The sequence below is a fragment of the Serratia sp. CY33525 genome (genome assembly GCF_052169115.1).
GTDB lineage: Bacteria > Pseudomonadota > Gammaproteobacteria > Enterobacterales > Enterobacteriaceae > Serratia > Serratia sarumanii.
This window is the reverse complement of sequence record NZ_JBJNLK010000004.1, coordinates 84,393-98,242: the sequence shown is the minus strand read 5'-3', so window position 1 is coordinate 98,242 and position 13,850 is coordinate 84,393. Positions and strand designations below refer to the sequence as shown.

The 13,850-nt window shown below is 62.3% G+C and carries 11 protein-coding genes; 5 read left to right on the top strand and 6 right to left on the bottom strand.

Annotated elements, in window-relative coordinates; translation table 11 throughout:
• Window positions 1–4: 4 nt before the first annotated feature.
• Entirely contained in the window at window positions 5–1,186 is a 1,182-nt protein-coding gene (locus ACJ8IM_RS11785; RefSeq protein WP_033654752.1) for a MalY/PatB family protein, read from the bottom strand.
• Complete coding sequence (malX, locus tag ACJ8IM_RS11780; RefSeq protein ID WP_033654751.1) at window positions 1,179–2,798, bottom strand: maltose/glucose-specific PTS transporter subunit IIBC; 1,620 nt, start codon at window positions 2,796–2,798, stop codon at window positions 1,179–1,181. The genes ACJ8IM_RS11785 and malX overlap by 8 nt, the downstream gene beginning before the upstream one ends.
• Window positions 2,799–3,021: 223 nt before the next feature.
• Here malX and ACJ8IM_RS11775 point away from each other — a divergent pair, with 223 nt between their 5' ends.
• On the top strand, window positions 3,022–4,053 hold the full coding sequence (locus tag ACJ8IM_RS11775; RefSeq protein WP_033648213.1) for a Mal regulon transcriptional regulator MalI: 1,032 nt from the start codon (window positions 3,022–3,024) through the stop codon (window positions 4,051–4,053).
• Here the strand turns inward: ACJ8IM_RS11775 and ACJ8IM_RS11770 are convergent.
• On the bottom strand, window positions 4,050–4,931 hold the full coding sequence (locus ACJ8IM_RS11770) for a LysR family transcriptional regulator (protein WP_033654750.1): 882 nt from the start codon (window positions 4,929–4,931) through the stop codon (window positions 4,050–4,052). The genes ACJ8IM_RS11775 and ACJ8IM_RS11770 overlap by 4 nt on opposite strands.
• Window positions 4,932–5,137: 206 nt before the next feature.
• Between ACJ8IM_RS11770 and blaSRT the strand changes: the two genes are divergently transcribed.
• Entirely contained in the window at window positions 5,138–6,274 is a 1,137-nt protein-coding gene (gene blaSRT / locus ACJ8IM_RS11765) for an SRT/SST family class C beta-lactamase (RefSeq protein WP_033648215.1), read from the top strand.
• 26 nt (window positions 6,275–6,300) lie between these two features.
• Here the strand turns inward: blaSRT and ACJ8IM_RS11760 are convergent, their stop codons facing one another.
• Complete coding sequence (locus ACJ8IM_RS11760) at window positions 6,301–7,209, bottom strand: LysR family transcriptional regulator (RefSeq protein WP_033654748.1); 909 nt, start codon at window positions 7,207–7,209, stop codon at window positions 6,301–6,303.
• A gap of 102 nt (window positions 7,210–7,311) precedes the next feature.
• Here ACJ8IM_RS11760 and ACJ8IM_RS11755 point away from each other — a divergent pair, with 102 nt between their 5' ends.
• Window positions 7,312–8,475 carry a serine hydrolase domain-containing protein gene (locus ACJ8IM_RS11755; RefSeq protein WP_033654779.1) on the top strand — a complete coding sequence of 388 codons (1,164 nt, stop codon included), beginning with the start codon at window positions 7,312–7,314 and terminating at the stop codon, window positions 8,473–8,475.
• A gap of 44 nt (window positions 8,476–8,519) precedes the next feature.
• Here ACJ8IM_RS11755 and ACJ8IM_RS11750 read toward each other — a convergent pair whose 3' ends face one another.
• Both ACJ8IM_RS11750 and manA read right to left on the bottom strand, forming a co-directional pair.
• Window positions 8,520–10,052 carry a YdgA family protein gene (locus ACJ8IM_RS11750; RefSeq protein WP_033654747.1) on the bottom strand — a complete coding sequence of 511 codons (1,533 nt, stop codon included), beginning with the start codon at window positions 10,050–10,052 and terminating at the stop codon, window positions 8,520–8,522.
• A 140-nt stretch (window positions 10,053–10,192) separates the two neighbouring features.
• Window positions 10,193–11,371, bottom strand: a complete 1,179-nt coding sequence (gene manA, locus ACJ8IM_RS11745; RefSeq protein WP_101455834.1) for a mannose-6-phosphate isomerase — start codon at window positions 11,369–11,371, stop codon at window positions 10,193–10,195.
• A 476-nt stretch (window positions 11,372–11,847) separates the two neighbouring features.
• On the opposite strand from manA, the gene ACJ8IM_RS11740 reads away from it, so the two are divergent.
• Together ACJ8IM_RS11740 and fumC are read left to right on the top strand one after the other, a co-directional pair.
• Entirely contained in the window at window positions 11,848–12,180 is a 333-nt protein-coding gene (locus ACJ8IM_RS11740; RefSeq protein ID WP_033654745.1) for a hypothetical protein, read from the top strand.
• A 230-nt stretch (window positions 12,181–12,410) separates the two neighbouring features.
• The gene (gene fumC / locus ACJ8IM_RS11735) at window positions 12,411–13,808 is read left to right on the top strand and encodes a class II fumarate hydratase (RefSeq protein WP_033654744.1); all 1,398 of its coding nucleotides are present in this window, start codon (window positions 12,411–12,413) and stop codon (window positions 13,806–13,808) included.
• The last annotated feature ends 42 nt before the right edge of the window (window positions 13,809–13,850 follow it).

Below are 13,850 nucleotides of genomic sequence, written 5' to 3'. Positions count from 1 at the left end.
CGCGCTATTGCTCGTCCAGCACCAACCGCAATCCGGCGATCAGCTTGTCCATGCCGGCCTCCAGCTTGCTGCGCGGGCAGCCGACGTTGAGGCGCAGGAAACCGCGGCCTTCCTCGCCGTAGGTAAAGCCCGGCATGATCGCCACCTTTTCGCGCTCGATCAGCACCTGCTGCAGCGCTCGATCGTCTACGGCCAGCGGCCGCAGATCGATCCAGGCCAGGTAGGTGGCCTGCGGCGGACGCCAGCCCAGCGCCGGAAACGCCTGCTCCAGCCGTTCGGCGACGTAGGTCAGATTATCCTGCAGGTAGTCGCGCAGGGCATCCAGCCAGGGTTCGCCGTGGCGATAGGCGGCCACGTGCGCGGCCACCGCCAGCACCGCCGGCGAAGAGAGGCCGTCGCGGGCTTTGAGCTGCTGGAAGTAGGCTTCGCGGCTGGCGGCGTCGCTGATGAAGCCGTAGGCGCCGGTCAGCGCCGGAATGTTGAAACTCTTGGAACCGGAGGTCAGCAGGGCCCAGGCGCCGCTCGCCACCTGGCTCCACGGCGTATGGCGGTGTTCCCCCCAGACCATGTCCATATGGATCTCGTCGCTGATGACGCGCACGTCGTGGCGTTCACACAGTTCGGCCATCTGCTGCAGCTCGTCGCGGCGCCACACTTTGCCGGTGGGGTTATGCGGGCTGCACAGCAGCAGGATCTTGGTCTGCGGCCGCGCCAGCAACGCTTCGAGGTGCGCCATATCGCAGCGCCAGTCGTCGCCGGCTTTTTGCAGCGGGCAGGCCAACAGCTGGCGCTGGTTGGCGAGGATCACCTTGTAGAAAGCGTCGTAGGCCGGGGTATGGGTCACCACGTAATCGCCCGGCACCGACCACTGGCGGATCAGCTGCGCCGCCATGTAGATAACGGAAGGGCCGTACACCGCCGTCGCGGTGTCGATGGCGACGTTGAAACGTTGCTGATACCAGTGGCGCAGCGCGCCGAGAAAATCCTCGTGCTGCCAGCGGCTGTAGCCCAGCACGCCGTGCTGCAGGCGCTGCTGCAATGCGTCGAGAATGCACGGCGCGGTGGCGAAATCCATATCGGAGATGGTGAACGGCAGCAGGTCGTCGCTGCCGAAACGATCGGCGATATAGTCCCACTGGGTGCACCAGGTGCCGTGGCGGTCGATCGGGGTGGAGAAATCAAACATGGGTGGCTCCCTGCAGGGCCGCGGCAGGTTGCGCCGTGGCTATCAGTGAGTCTAATTCATCCTTCACCGATTGCACCTGCGGGCCGATCACCACCTGCAGATTATGGTCGTTGAGATGCACCACGCCGATGGCGCGGTTGGCCTTCAGCGCCGCGTCGTCCACCCGGCTCATGTCGTTGACCGACAGGCGCAGGCGGGTGATGCAGTTGTCCAGCGTGATGATGTTGTCCGGGCCGCCGAGCGCCGCCAAAATCGCCGGCACGTTGTAGCCGGATTTGCCCACCGCGCTGCTTGGCGCGCTTTGGCTGACGGCGCCGTCGCTCTCGCGGCCTGGCGTTTTGATGTTAAAGCGCTGGATGGCGAAGCGGAAAATGGCGTAATAGCCGACGAACCAGACGGCGGCCACCACCGGCACCAGATACCACTTGGTGGCGGTGCCGTGCAGAATGCCGAACACCACGAAGTCGATGATATTGCCGTCGGTATTGCCGATGGTCACGCCCAGCAGCGCCATCACGGTAAAGCCCAGCCCGGTGAGCAGCGCGTGGATCAGGTAGAGGAACGGCGCGACGAACAGGAACAGGAACTCGATCGGCTCGGTGGTGCCGCCGACCACGCAGGCCACCACGCCGGAAATCAACAGCCCTTTGATTTTATGACGGTTCTCCGGTTTGGCGCAGTGGTACATCGCCAGCGCCGCGCCCGGCAGGCCGCCGAGGAACGCCGGCATTTTACCCTGCGACAGGAAGCGGGTGGCGCTTTCGGCGAAGCCGGTGGTGGTTGGGCAGGAAAGCTGCGCCTGGAAGATGGTCAGGGCGCCGCTGACGCTGTGGCCGCATACTTCCATGGTGCCGCCCGCCTCGGTAAAGCGGATCAGCGCCACCAGAATGTGCTGCAGGCCGAACGGCAGCAGCAGGCGTTCGCCGGTGCCGAACAGCATCGGGCCAAAGGCGCCGGCGCTGTTGATCACCCAACCCAGCCCGGTGATGCCGGCGGCGAACCACGGCCAGATCAGCGGGATCACCAGGCCGCACAGGCCCAGCACCACGGTGGTGACGATCGGCACGAAGCGCGTGCCGCCGAAGAACGCCAGCGCGTCCGGCAGGCGGATGGTGTGGAAGCGTTCATGCAGGCGATAGACGATGATGCCGACGATCACCGCGCCGAGGATGCCGGTATCGATCGACTGAATGCCGAGGATGTTCTGGATATTGTTGGCTTTCAGCACCAGCGGATCGCTGGTGGGCAGCACGCCGGCGGCGGTCAGGTAGAAATTGGTGCCCAGATTCAGCACGGCGAAGCCGACGAAGCCGGAGAAGGCGGCGACGCCCTTGTTCTCGCGCGCCATACCCAGCGGAATGGCGATGGCGAACATCACCGGCAGGAAGCTGAAGGCGAAGGAGCCTACCTTGCTCATCCAGGTAAAGATCAGCTGGAAGATCGGGTGGCCGATAAACGGCATCAGGGTGATCACGTCGCGGCTGCTCAGCGAGCTGCCGATCCCCAGCATGATGCCGCAGAAAGAGAGTAAGGCGACGGGCAACATGAAGGTTTTGCCCAGGCTCTGGAAGAACTCCCAGAGCGTGATTTTGGGTTTGTTGGCTGCTGACATAACCGACTTCTCCTGGCGAAAAGACGAGCAAAAAGGGGACTTCTGATTAGGTAAAAAGAAGATAAAACGTTTTACCTAACAAAAATGCGCCGCCAATCACAAATCTGCCGCCCGGTTTTTGGCGACAATGCGGCAGGCAGTAAAACGTTTTACTGAGATAACGGATTCGGTATACCCTTGATCATTACGGCGCGGGTTGCCCAGGAACGGGTTCGCAGAGACTATGAGCATCAAAAAGATCACCATCACCGATGTGGCGCAACAGGCGGGCGTGTCGGTCACCACGGTTTCCCTGGTGTTGAGCGGCAAGGGGCGCATTTCGCCGACCACCGTCGAGAAGGTCAATCAGGCGATAGAGCAGCTGGGCTATGTGCGCAATCGCCAGGCGGCTACGCTGCGCGGCGGGGAGTCCGGGGTGATCGGCCTTATTCTGCGCGACATCTGCGAACCCTTCTATGCCGAAATGACCGCCGGGCTGAGCGAAGCGCTGGAGGCGCACGACAAGCTGCTGTTTTTGACGCAGAGCGGGCGCGACGGCCAGGGCTTGCAGCGGGCGTTTGACGCGCTGCTGGCGCAGGGCGTCGACGGCATCGTGCTGGCGGGCGGCATTCGCGCGGCGGCGGGCCTGAAGGAGAAGGCGGCCGAGCAGGGCGTACCGCTGGTCTGCGTGGCGCGCTCCAGCGGCCTCGATGGCGTGGACGTGGTGCGGCCGGACAACATGCAGGCCGCCAAGCTGGCCACCGAATTTTTGATCAAGCGCGGCCACAGCCAAATCGCCTACCTCGGCGGCCAGAGCGATTCATTGACGCGCGCCGAGCGGCTGGGCGGCTTTTGCGCCACGCTGGTGCAGTACGGCCTGCCGTTTCGCAGTGAATGGATCGTCGAGTGCGATTGCCGGCAGCGCCAGGCGGCGGAAGCGGCGGAGCAACTGCTGCGCCATTACCCGAATATTACCGCCATCGTCTGCCACAAGGCGTCGGTGGCGCTCGGCGCCTATTTTGGCCTGGCGCGCAGCGGCCGCAGCATCGGTTCGGACGGGGTCGACGCCTACTACGGGCGGCAGGTGGCGCTGATCGGCTTCGGCGACGTGCCGGAGGCCGAACTGACCGAGCCGCCGCTGACCTTCGTCTCCAGTTCGGCGCGGGAAGTGGGGCGCAGCGCCGCCGCGCGCCTGCTGCAGCGCATCGGTGACGCCGACCTGCCGGCGCAGAACGTCATTCTGCCGCCGACGCTGATCCGGCGCGGCTCCGCCTAGCCCTGCTGCTGTTCCTCCTCCGCCTCCCGGCGGATCCAGCCGATAAAGGTTTTCATCGCCGGCGTCAGATCTCGCGATTTCAAATGGGTCAGCCAATAGGCGCCGAGCGCGGCCTCGGCGGCGAACGGCCGCTGCAGCGCGCCGGCGGCCAGTTCGCGGCGGAACATGCTGACCGGCGCCAGCGCCACGCCATCGCACTGGATCGCGCCTTCCACCATCAGCCTTGACGAGTCGAACACCGGGCCGTTGATCCGCCACGGCGTCACCTGTGCCGCCGCGAACCAGCGTTCCCACTCGTCCTTGCGGTAGGTGCGCATCAGCTGCTCGTGCTGCAGATCCTGCGGCGTGCGCAGGCGCGCGGCGACCGCCGGCGGGCAAAGCACCGTCAGCGGCGCGTCGAACAGCTTGATATTGCAGGTGGCGGGCCAGAGGCCTTCGCCGAAGCGGATGGCGAAATCCATGCCGTCGGCCGACAGATTGACCAGGTTGTTGTGGGTCAGCACCCGTAGATCGATAAACGGGTGCGCCGTGCGGAATGCCGCCAGCCGCGGCATCAGCCAGCCGACGGCGAAGGTGCCGACCACCGCCACCGTCAGCACCTCGTGGAAATGCCCGCCTTCGAACTGCTGCAGCACCGCCTCGATGCGGTCGAAGGCGTCGCTCAATATCGGCAGCAGCGCCTGGCCCTCTTCGGTCAGATCCAGCCCGCGCGGCAGGCGGCGGAACAGCTGAATGCCCAGCTGTTCTTCCAGCATGCGCACCTGCTGGCTGACGGCGGCCTGGGTGACGCGCAGCTCCAGACCGGCGCGGGTGAAGTTCAGGTGGCGAGCGGAGGATTCGAACGCCCGCAGGGCGTTGAGGGGAAGTCGATTGCGCATTGTCGATAGCCATAAGTTTTTCTTTATGCTGGCTGAAATTATTATCGCTTGTCAACCCGGCGGCAAAATCCGATATTTGGCGCGGCTGCTGTGAGCGTCGCCGCAGCCGTAAAGGAATGACATCATCAATCAGGGAAAGCGCCGTGCATAACGCCAATAAAAACTTTTGGCCGCGGCTGATACCCTGCAACCTAAGAGCTTCTATCATGACGAAAATGAACCGCCTGGCGGCCGCGCTGATCGCCGCACTGATCTTGCCGACCGCGCAGGCCGCGCAGCAGCAGGATATCGACGCCGTTATTCAGCCGCTGATGAAAAAATATGGCGTACCGGGCATGGCGATCGCCGTGTCGGTCGACGGCAAACAGCAGATTTACCCGTATGGCGTCGCCTCGAAGCAGACCGGCAAACCGATCACCGAGCAGACGCTGTTCGAAGTGGGCTCGCTGAGCAAAACCTTTACCGCGACGCTGGCGGTCTATGCGCAGCAGCAGGGCAAGCTGTCGTTCAACGATCCGGCCAGCCGCTATCTGCCCGAGCTGCGCGGCAGCGCCTTCGACGGCGTCAGCCTGCTGAATCTGGCGACGCATACCTCCGGCCTGCCGCTGTTCGTGCCGGACGACGTCACCAACGACGCCCAGCTGATGGCCTACTACCGGGCCTGGCAGCCGAAACACCCGGCGGGCAGCTACCGCGTCTATTCCAACCTCGGCATCGGCATGCTGGGCATGATCGCCGCCAAGAGCCTCGACCAGCCGTTTATCCAGGCGATGGAACAGGGGATGCTGCCGGCGCTGGGCATGAGCCACACCTACGTTCAGGTGCCGGCGGCGCAGATGGCTAACTATGCGCAGGGTTACAGCAAGGACGATAAGCCGGTGCGGGTCAACCCCGGCCCGCTGGATGCCGAGTCTTACGGCATCAAGTCCAACGCTCGCGATCTGATTCGCTATCTGGACGCCAACCTGCAGCAGGTGAAGGTGGCGCAGCCGTGGCGCGACGCGCTGGCCGCGACGCACGTCGGGTATTACAAGGCGGGCGCGTTCACGCAGGATCTGATGTGGGAGAACTACCCGTATCCAGTGAAACTGTCGCGTTTGATTGAAGGCAACAACGCCGGGATGATCATGAACGGCACGCCGGCCACCGCCATCACGCCGCCGCAGCCGGAATTGCGCGCCGGCTGGTATAACAAAACCGGCTCCACCGGCGGCTTCTCCACCTACGCGGTATTTATCCCGGCGAAAAATATCGCCGTGGTGATGCTGGCCAACAAGTGGTTCCCGAACGACGATCGCGTCGAGGCGGCTTACCACATCGTCCAGGCGCTGGAGAAGCGCTGACGGCCAGGGGCGCCGACGAGGTGCCCCTACCAGCGATGCTGCCGTTCACGTTGCTCGCGCATGAAATCGATAAAGGCGCGCAGCTTGAGCGGCAGATGCCGGCCGGCGGGAAAGTAGATGAAAAACCCCGACGCTTCGCTGGCGTAATCCGGCAGCACTTCCACCAGTTGCCCCTGCGCCAGCTCCTGCAACACCGTGCCCTGAAAACGCTGTGCGATACCCAGGCTCGCCAACGCCGCATCCTTGATCAGCCGATCTTCGTTAAAAATCAAACTACCGCTGACGTCCAGCGCGCGTTCATCGTCGCCCAGGCTGAAATACCAGGGTTCCAGTTTGCCGCTGCCGGGAAAACGGTAGCGCAGGCAGTGGTGAGCGGGCAGATCGTCCGGCGTGGCCGGTACGCCGCAGCGCGCCAGATAGTCGGGCGAGGCGACCAGCACCCGACGCTGGCCGTTGTCGATCGGCACGGCGATCATGTCCTTTTGCAGCATGGCATGCATGCGAATGCCGGCATCGAAACTGCCCAGCACCAGATCGGAAAAGCGGTCTTCGGTAAACAGTTCCAGCTGCACGTCGGGATAGCGCCGTTGAAATTCCGCCAGATGCGGCATCACCAGCAGCGAAGCGGCCAGCTGCGGCAGCGTAATGCGCAGCAGGCCCGCCGGCTGCGCGCCCAGAGCGCGCACGTCGTCCGCCGCCACGTCGATCTGGCTCATCGCCGGCGATACCTTCTGATAGAACAACCGGCCCTCGTCACTGAGGCGCACCGAGCGGCTGGTGCGGTGAAATAACCGCACTCCCAGCTGATTCTCCAGCGCCTGAATGTTTTGCGACACCGCCGGCGGCGTGACGCCGAGTTGGCTGGCCGCGCGGGTAAAGTTGCCCAGGCGCGCGACGGCTTCGAAATAGGGCAACAGCTGCAGGAGTGAACTCATCTATCAATAACCTGTGCTTAATGATTCATTAAATTATGCCTTATTTTAATTTATGACGAAGGTTTTAGACTGATTTTACTTTCCATCAGAGAGATGAAAATCATGTCGGCAGAACAACGGGTGTTAACAGAACGGATCGCGGCGATCGATCAACAGGCGATGGCCGAAGGGCGCATCGTGGGTAGCGTAGTGCTGGTGGCGCGGCGGGGCGAGATTTGCTACGCCGGGGCGGCCGGCTATGCCGATCGCGAAGCGCGGCGGCCGATGCGGCGAGAAACGCAGTTTCGGCTGTCGTCGGTCTCCAAACCCTATACCACGCTGGCGGTGCTGCGCCTGATTGAGCAGGGCAAGCTGAGCCTGGACGACGCGGTCAGCGACTGGCTGCCGTGGTTCACTCCGGCGTTGGCGGACGGCCGGCGCCCGGCGATCAAGATTCGTCATTTGCTGAGCCACACCGCCGGGCTGGACTATCGGCTGAACCAGCCGCCGGCGGGCGTTTATCATCAGCTGGGGATCCAGGACGGCGTGGAGCTGTCGACGCTGACGCTGGAGCAAAACCTGCGGCTGTTGGCACAGGCACCGTTGCTGTCGGCGCCGGGGGAGCGCTTCAATTATTCGCTGGCGATCGACGTGCTTGGCGCGGTGCTGGAACGGGTGACGGGCATGCCGCTGCCGCAGCTGTTTGTCGAATGGGTGGCGCGGCCGCTGGGGCTCGGCAATACCGCGTTTTATGCGACGGACGCCGCGAATCTGGCGACACCGTATTACAACACGCCGCAAGGGCCGCAGCGCATGCATGAAGGCCTGCGGCTGGCGCTGCCGGAGGAGATGGCGGGGGGCGAGGTACTGTTTTCACCCGCGCGGGCGCTTAACTCCGGGGCCTATCCTTCCGGCGGTGCGGGCATGGTCGGCGATGCCGACGATGTGCTGCGGCTGGTGGAGGCGCTGCGCAGCGGCGGGCAGGGCATGTTGCGGCCGGACACGGTGGCGTTGCTGCGCAGCCCGCACGTGGGGGCGCAGGCGCAAACGCAAGGGCCGGGCTGGGGATTCGGTTTCGGCGGGGCGCTGCTGGTGGACACAGATGCCGCGCAGACGCCGCAGCATGCCGGCACGCTGACCTGGGGCGGCGTTTACGGCCACAGCTGGTTCTTTGATCCACAGGCGCAGCTGAGCGTGGTGATACTGACCAACACCGCGTTTGAAGGCATGTGCGGCCGCTATCCGCAGCAGATCCGCGATGCGGTTTACGCCGCGGAAATGGGGTAAATAAAAAGGGCCCCGCAGGGGCCCTTGATCAGGCTGTCAGGCGATTACTGCGCCGGTGCCGGAGCGGGTTCCGCTTCCTGCGCCGGTTCAGCGTCTTCCGCCGGGGCGCCCAGGATGGCGAACTGGCCGATGAACTCTTGCAGCGACATCTTGTTGCCGTTGAGGTCAACCTGGTTGTCGGCATAGTGGAACTTGCTCGCGATCACGCCGTCTTTCTGGGTGGTCAGCTTGAACATCTGGCCCATGGCCGCCAGGCCCTGCACCTGCTGCTGCGCCAGTTTCTGCGCGTCTTCCGCATTGTAACCCTGCAACAGCGCGGTTTTCGCGGTCACTTCGGTGGCCATCGCTTCCGGAATGGTCAGGTTGATATCCAGCTTTTTAACCGCCTGCGCGATCAGCTGATCCGGCGATTGCGCCGGGGAGGCGGCTTTGCTCGGATCGGTCAGCGCCAGATCCAGCGTGAAGGTGCTCTCGCCCTTGCTGTTTTTCCAGCTCAGCGGCGCGATGCTGAGGCTCGGGTTGCCTTTCAGCAGCAGCGGCAGGTTCTTTTGCAACAGCTCGGCGTTTTGCTGCTCATACACGGCCGGATCCAGGTTCTCGCCCTGTTGCAGCAGCGCCATGGTCTGGCGGTTGTAGCTGTCGGCGAAGTCTTTCAGCGCCTTGCCGTCGACGTTGTCGATTTTCAGCGCCAGCTTGCCGGCGCCGAAATCGTTGCCCTGCACCTTGAGCGCGTCCATGGTGTAGTCGATCTGGCCGCCGATGTTGCTGCTGCCTTGCTCGCCGAACTTGCTCACCAGGTTGAAACCGTCCAACGCCACGGTATCTTTACCGTCGATCGTCAGTTTGAACTGCTTCAGCGTCATCGTCTGATCGCCGAGCTTCACGCCGAACTTGCTCTCGTTGCTGTTGCCCTTCAGGTTGAAGCCCTGGAAGGTGATCTGCTCGTTTTGACCGAATTCGTTCGGGCTGGCGAACACGATATTGTCGCTATTGGCGTCCAGCACGAATTTTTTCAGATCGCTGGACACATCGGCGTTAATGGTGGCGCCGCTGAATTTCAGCGAAGACTTATCCTTCTGGTAGTCCAGCGGGATGATGTCGATGGCGGACGAGGTGTCCCCGCTGTAAGAGATGCGCGAATCGGCGGTAAACAGCGATTTGCCTTTGGTGGTGTCAAACAGGCCTTTCACCGCCGGGGTATTTTCCAGCTCGGTATGCACCGACGCCATGCTCGGCAGCAGATTGAATTTTTTCAGCTGGGCGAAGGGGAACGGGCCGTGATCGATGGTTTCCAGGAACGCCACTTCTTCGCCGGCTTTCAGCGCCGCGTCTTCACTGGTATCCGTGCCGTCGGAGCGCAGCACATAACGCACTTTACTGCTGAACAGGCCGCGCTGGTAATTTTCATAGCTCAGCTTCACGCCGGCTTTCGGCAGGTAAGCTTTCAGCTGGCCGTTGGCGTTGTCGACGACTTCGCCCATGTGCTGCTCGATCAGTTTCCCGGTGTACCAGGATGCCCCGGTCCATGCTGCGCCAAGAACCACAATGACGCTGACAGCGACTAACGATTTTTTCATAGCTCTGTTTCATCCTTTTTTCTTATCACCCTCCGTTGCGCGGGAGGGGCAAATAGGGGCCGAAAATAAACGCCCGCAGGCGTTTAATTGTGGGGGTAGCTCTCGCTTTCAGCAAGCAATTTGCTGAAATTTATCAACGGTTAGGCCAGATGGTTATAAACCCTGGCGATGCGGCCGCTGCCGCTGACGTTGACCGGGGATTCGAAAGCCCCGATAAAGCAGGATTCGCCCGGTTTGAGCGTCAGGCGTTGCCCGGATTTTTCCAGCGTCGCTTCGCCGGTGACGCAGAACACGATGGCGGCGCTTTGCTGCGCCAGCACCTGCGGGGCGGTGGTCAAATCGTGCAGCGAGAAGGCGAAATCCTCCACCGGAATCGGGAAGAACAGCTCGTTGCCGCGTGGCTCCGGCTGGGTCAGCAGGCCGGAAGCCGGCTGCGGGCGGAACTGCAGATTGGCCAGTAGCTCGGGCACGTCGATGAATTTCGGCGTCAGGCCCGCGCGCAGCACGTTGTCCGAGTTGGCCATCACCTCCAGCGCCACGCCTTTCAGGTAGGCGTGCGGCGTTTCGGCATACAGGAACATCGCTTCGCCCGGCGCGAGCTGCACCACGTTCAGCAGCAGCGGTGAGAACAGGCCGCTGTCGTCCGGATAGAAGCCGGCGATAAAGCGTACGGTGTCCCAGGGTTCCCCCTGCTGGTTGTTGAGCGCGGCTTTCAATACGCCGAGCGCCAGCGACTTTTGCTCGCCGCTCATCGTCAGCAGGCTGGCGAACAGGGATGCGAGATGCGCAGTGTCCGGCTGTTGCAGGAAGGCGGCGATGTCGTGGTGTGCGCCGGCGATCGGTTGCAGCAGGGAAACGATATCGGCCAGTTCGCGAAAGCCGTTCATCGCCAGGAACGGCGTGAGGGCGAACACCAGCTCGGGCTTGTGGTTGGGATCTTTATAGTTGCGTTCGGCGGCGCTCAGGGGGATGCCGGCGGCATTCTCTTTCGCGAAGCCGATTTCGGCCGCCGCTTTGCTCGGGTGGACCTGGATCGACAGTGGCTGATCGGCGCAGAGTACTTTAAACAGGAACGGCAACTCGCCAAAGCGGCTGGCGACGTTGGTGCCCAGCTGTTTTGGCTGGTCTTCATCGATCAGATCGCGCAGCGAACGCAGCTCGCCGTCGGCGCCCGGCACGCGGGAAGGGCTCTTGGGATGGGCGCCCATCCACAGTTCGGCCATCGGCAGATTATCAGGGTTGGCGATGCCGTAAAGACGGGTCAGCGCATCGTGGCTGCCCCAGGCGTAATTCTGTACCGCGTTGGTCATTTTTTGCATGTCGATAAACGTCCTTAGCGTCATTGCCGTACCGGATGGCAATAACTTACTGATTTTATACGGTTAGTTAAATCTGTGCCGACAACCATCATACGCCCGCGTCGGCAGGAAAAATCATGGGCGCGATCAAAACAACGCCGAATAACGTCGCGCCCGGCAACGGGGCCAAAGTATAGCGTGATAACGATCGGCGCCTCAATTGGCGCGCAGGCCTCAAGGCGGCCCGGAAAACCCGCCGTTCGATTATTTTTTGAACCGGCAGGATTATTGCCGATAGTCCGCTCACCCTGCCGCATTATTTATTATTCAGCATGTCAAAATATGACTGCTGAATTTATTTTTTACCGTCTGAGCCATTCCCTTATTATTATTTTCACGCTGCGCCGGGCGATCACACGCCGAGCTTAAACCTGCGCGTCAGACCCCTTTACCGTAACGGCTAACGAGTCGATTTAACAAAACCAGAGGTCTGTTGCATGAAAAAACTGTTGTTGCTGTTGGGGCTTTGCGCCGGCGCAGCCCAGGCGGCGGTGATCGTCACCTATCCCTACGCGGCGCCGCGCGCCGTGGCGATCGCGCCGGCGCCGATCGTCGTTGCACCCGCGCCGGTCGCGGTTCCCGCCGCGATCGTGCCCGTGGCGCACCCGTTGGCGCTCACCGCCGGCGCGGTGGCGACCGGGGCCTATCGGCATCATGAACGGCAGGACGCCTACGACGAGATCAATCATCTGCAGCAACAACGTATCGATGAGCTCAATCATTTACAGGCGCAGCGCATCAATAATTTTAATTCGCGTCATCCGCGTTAATGAGTAGCCACACTTTTATTCTCCTGGCTCATTCCCGGCCGTTTATTTCGCCGCGGGTTAACCGATGGAAAATAACCGCGTCGTTAATGGGTAAAAAAGATGAAACGTGCTGTGAGATAACTCTCTTAATGCGAATAGTTATTATGTCACTATACTGGGAGTGCATGCCGACGGGGGGTAGCGCGTCGGCCTAACCCTACGATTTTAGGAATTATGCTAAGGAGATAATGATGGCAGGCGTTCGTATCGAAAAAGACTCTATGGGCCCCATCGAAGTACCGGCCGACAAGCTGTGGGGCGCGCAAACCCAGCGTTCGTTGGCGCATTTCCGCATTTCCTCCGAAAAGATGCCGACCGCGCTGATCCACGCGCTGGCGTTGACCAAGCGCGCCGCCGCGCAGGTGAACGTGGATCTGGGGCTGCTGCCGGCCGAACGGGGCGCCGCCATTATCAGCGCCGCCGACGAAGTGCTGGCGGACAGCCATGCCGACCAGTTCCCGCTGTCGATCTGGCAAACCGGTTCCGGCACCCAGACCAACATGAACATGAACGAAGTGTTGGCCAACCGCGCCAGCGAGCTGCTGGGCGGCGTGCGCGGTGAAGAGCGCAAGGTGCACCCGAACGACGACGTCAATAAAAGCCAAAGCTCCAACGACGTGTTTCCCACCGCGATGCACGTGGCGGCGGTGATTGCGCTGCGCGAACATCTGATCCCCGAGCTGAAAGTGCTGCACAAGACGCTGAGCGACAAGGCTGAAGCCTACCGCGACATCGTCAAAATCGGCCGCACTCATCTGCAGGACGCCACGCCGCTGACCCTGGGGCAGGAGATCTCCGGTTGGGCGGCGATGCTGGCGCACAATCTGAAACACATCGAGGACAGTATCCCGCACATCGCCGAGCTGGCGCTTGGCGGCACGGCGGTCGGCACCGGGCTGAACACCCATCCGGAGTACGCGGTGCGCGTGGCTAAAGCGCTGGCGGAATTGACCCATCAGCCGTTCGTCACCGCCCCGAACAAGTTCGAAGCGCTGGCGACCTGCGACGCGCTGGTGCAAGGGCATGGCGCGCTGAAAGGGCTGGCGGCCTCGCTGATGAAGATCGCCAACGACGTGCGCTGGCTGGCTTCCGGCCCGCGCTGCGGCATCGGCGAGATTTCGATCCCGGAGAACGAACCGGGCAGTTCCATCATGCCGGGCAAGGTCAACCCGACCCAGTGTGAGGCGATGACCATGCTGTGCGCCCAGGTGCTGGGCAACGACGTGGCGGTAAACATTGGCGGCGCTTCCGGCAACTTCGAGCTGAACGTGTTCCGCCCGATGGTGATCCACAACTACCTGCAGTCGATTCGCCTGCTGGCCGACGGCATGCAGGGTTTCAACGAGCACTGCGCGGTGGGCATCGAACCGAACCGCGATCGCATCACCCAGTTGCTGAACGAATCGCTGATGCTGGTGACGGCGCTCAACACCCACATCGGCTACGACAAGGCGGCGGAAATCGCCAAGAAAGCGCACAAGGAAGGGCTGACGCTGAAAGCCGCGGCGCTGAAGCTGGGCTACCTGTCCGAAGCGCAGTTCGACGAGTGGGTGCGGCCGGAAGCGATGGTTGGCAGCATGCAGAAATGATTGATCTGTGAGGCAACCGGGGGCTTACTGAGGTAAGCCCTT

Excerpts from the sequence above, each read along its gene's own strand:
- malX (WP_033654751.1), bottom strand. The coding sequence starts at position 2,798 with ATGTCAGCAGCCAACAAACCCAAAATCACGCTCTGGGAGTTCTTCCAG.
- ACJ8IM_RS11770 (WP_033654750.1), bottom strand. The coding sequence starts at position 4,931 with ATGCGCAATCGACTTCCCCTCAACGCCCTGCGGGCGTTCGAATCCTCC.
- blaSRT (WP_033648215.1), top strand. The coding sequence starts at position 5,138 with ATGACGAAAATGAACCGCCTGGCGGCCGCGCTGATCGCCGCACTGATC.
- ACJ8IM_RS11760 (WP_033654748.1), bottom strand. The coding sequence starts at position 7,209 with ATGAGTTCACTCCTGCAGCTGTTGCCCTATTTCGAAGCCGTCGCGCGC.
- ACJ8IM_RS11750 (WP_033654747.1), bottom strand. The coding sequence starts at position 10,052 with ATGAAAAAATCGTTAGTCGCTGTCAGCGTCATTGTGGTTCTTGGCGCA.
- ACJ8IM_RS11755 (WP_033654779.1), top strand. The coding sequence starts at position 7,312 with ATGTCGGCAGAACAACGGGTGTTAACAGAACGGATCGCGGCGATCGAT.
- ACJ8IM_RS11785 (WP_033654752.1), bottom strand. The coding sequence starts at position 1,186 with ATGTTTGATTTCTCCACCCCGATCGACCGCCACGGCACCTGGTGCACC.
- ACJ8IM_RS11775 (WP_033648213.1), top strand. The coding sequence starts at position 3,022 with ATGAGCATCAAAAAGATCACCATCACCGATGTGGCGCAACAGGCGGGC.
- ACJ8IM_RS11740 (WP_033654745.1), top strand. The coding sequence starts at position 11,848 with ATGAAAAAACTGTTGTTGCTGTTGGGGCTTTGCGCCGGCGCAGCCCAG.
- fumC (WP_033654744.1), top strand. The coding sequence starts at position 12,411 with ATGGCAGGCGTTCGTATCGAAAAAGACTCTATGGGCCCCATCGAAGTA.
- manA (WP_101455834.1), bottom strand. The coding sequence starts at position 11,371 with ATGCAAAAAATGACCAACGCGGTACAGAATTACGCCTGGGGCAGCCAC.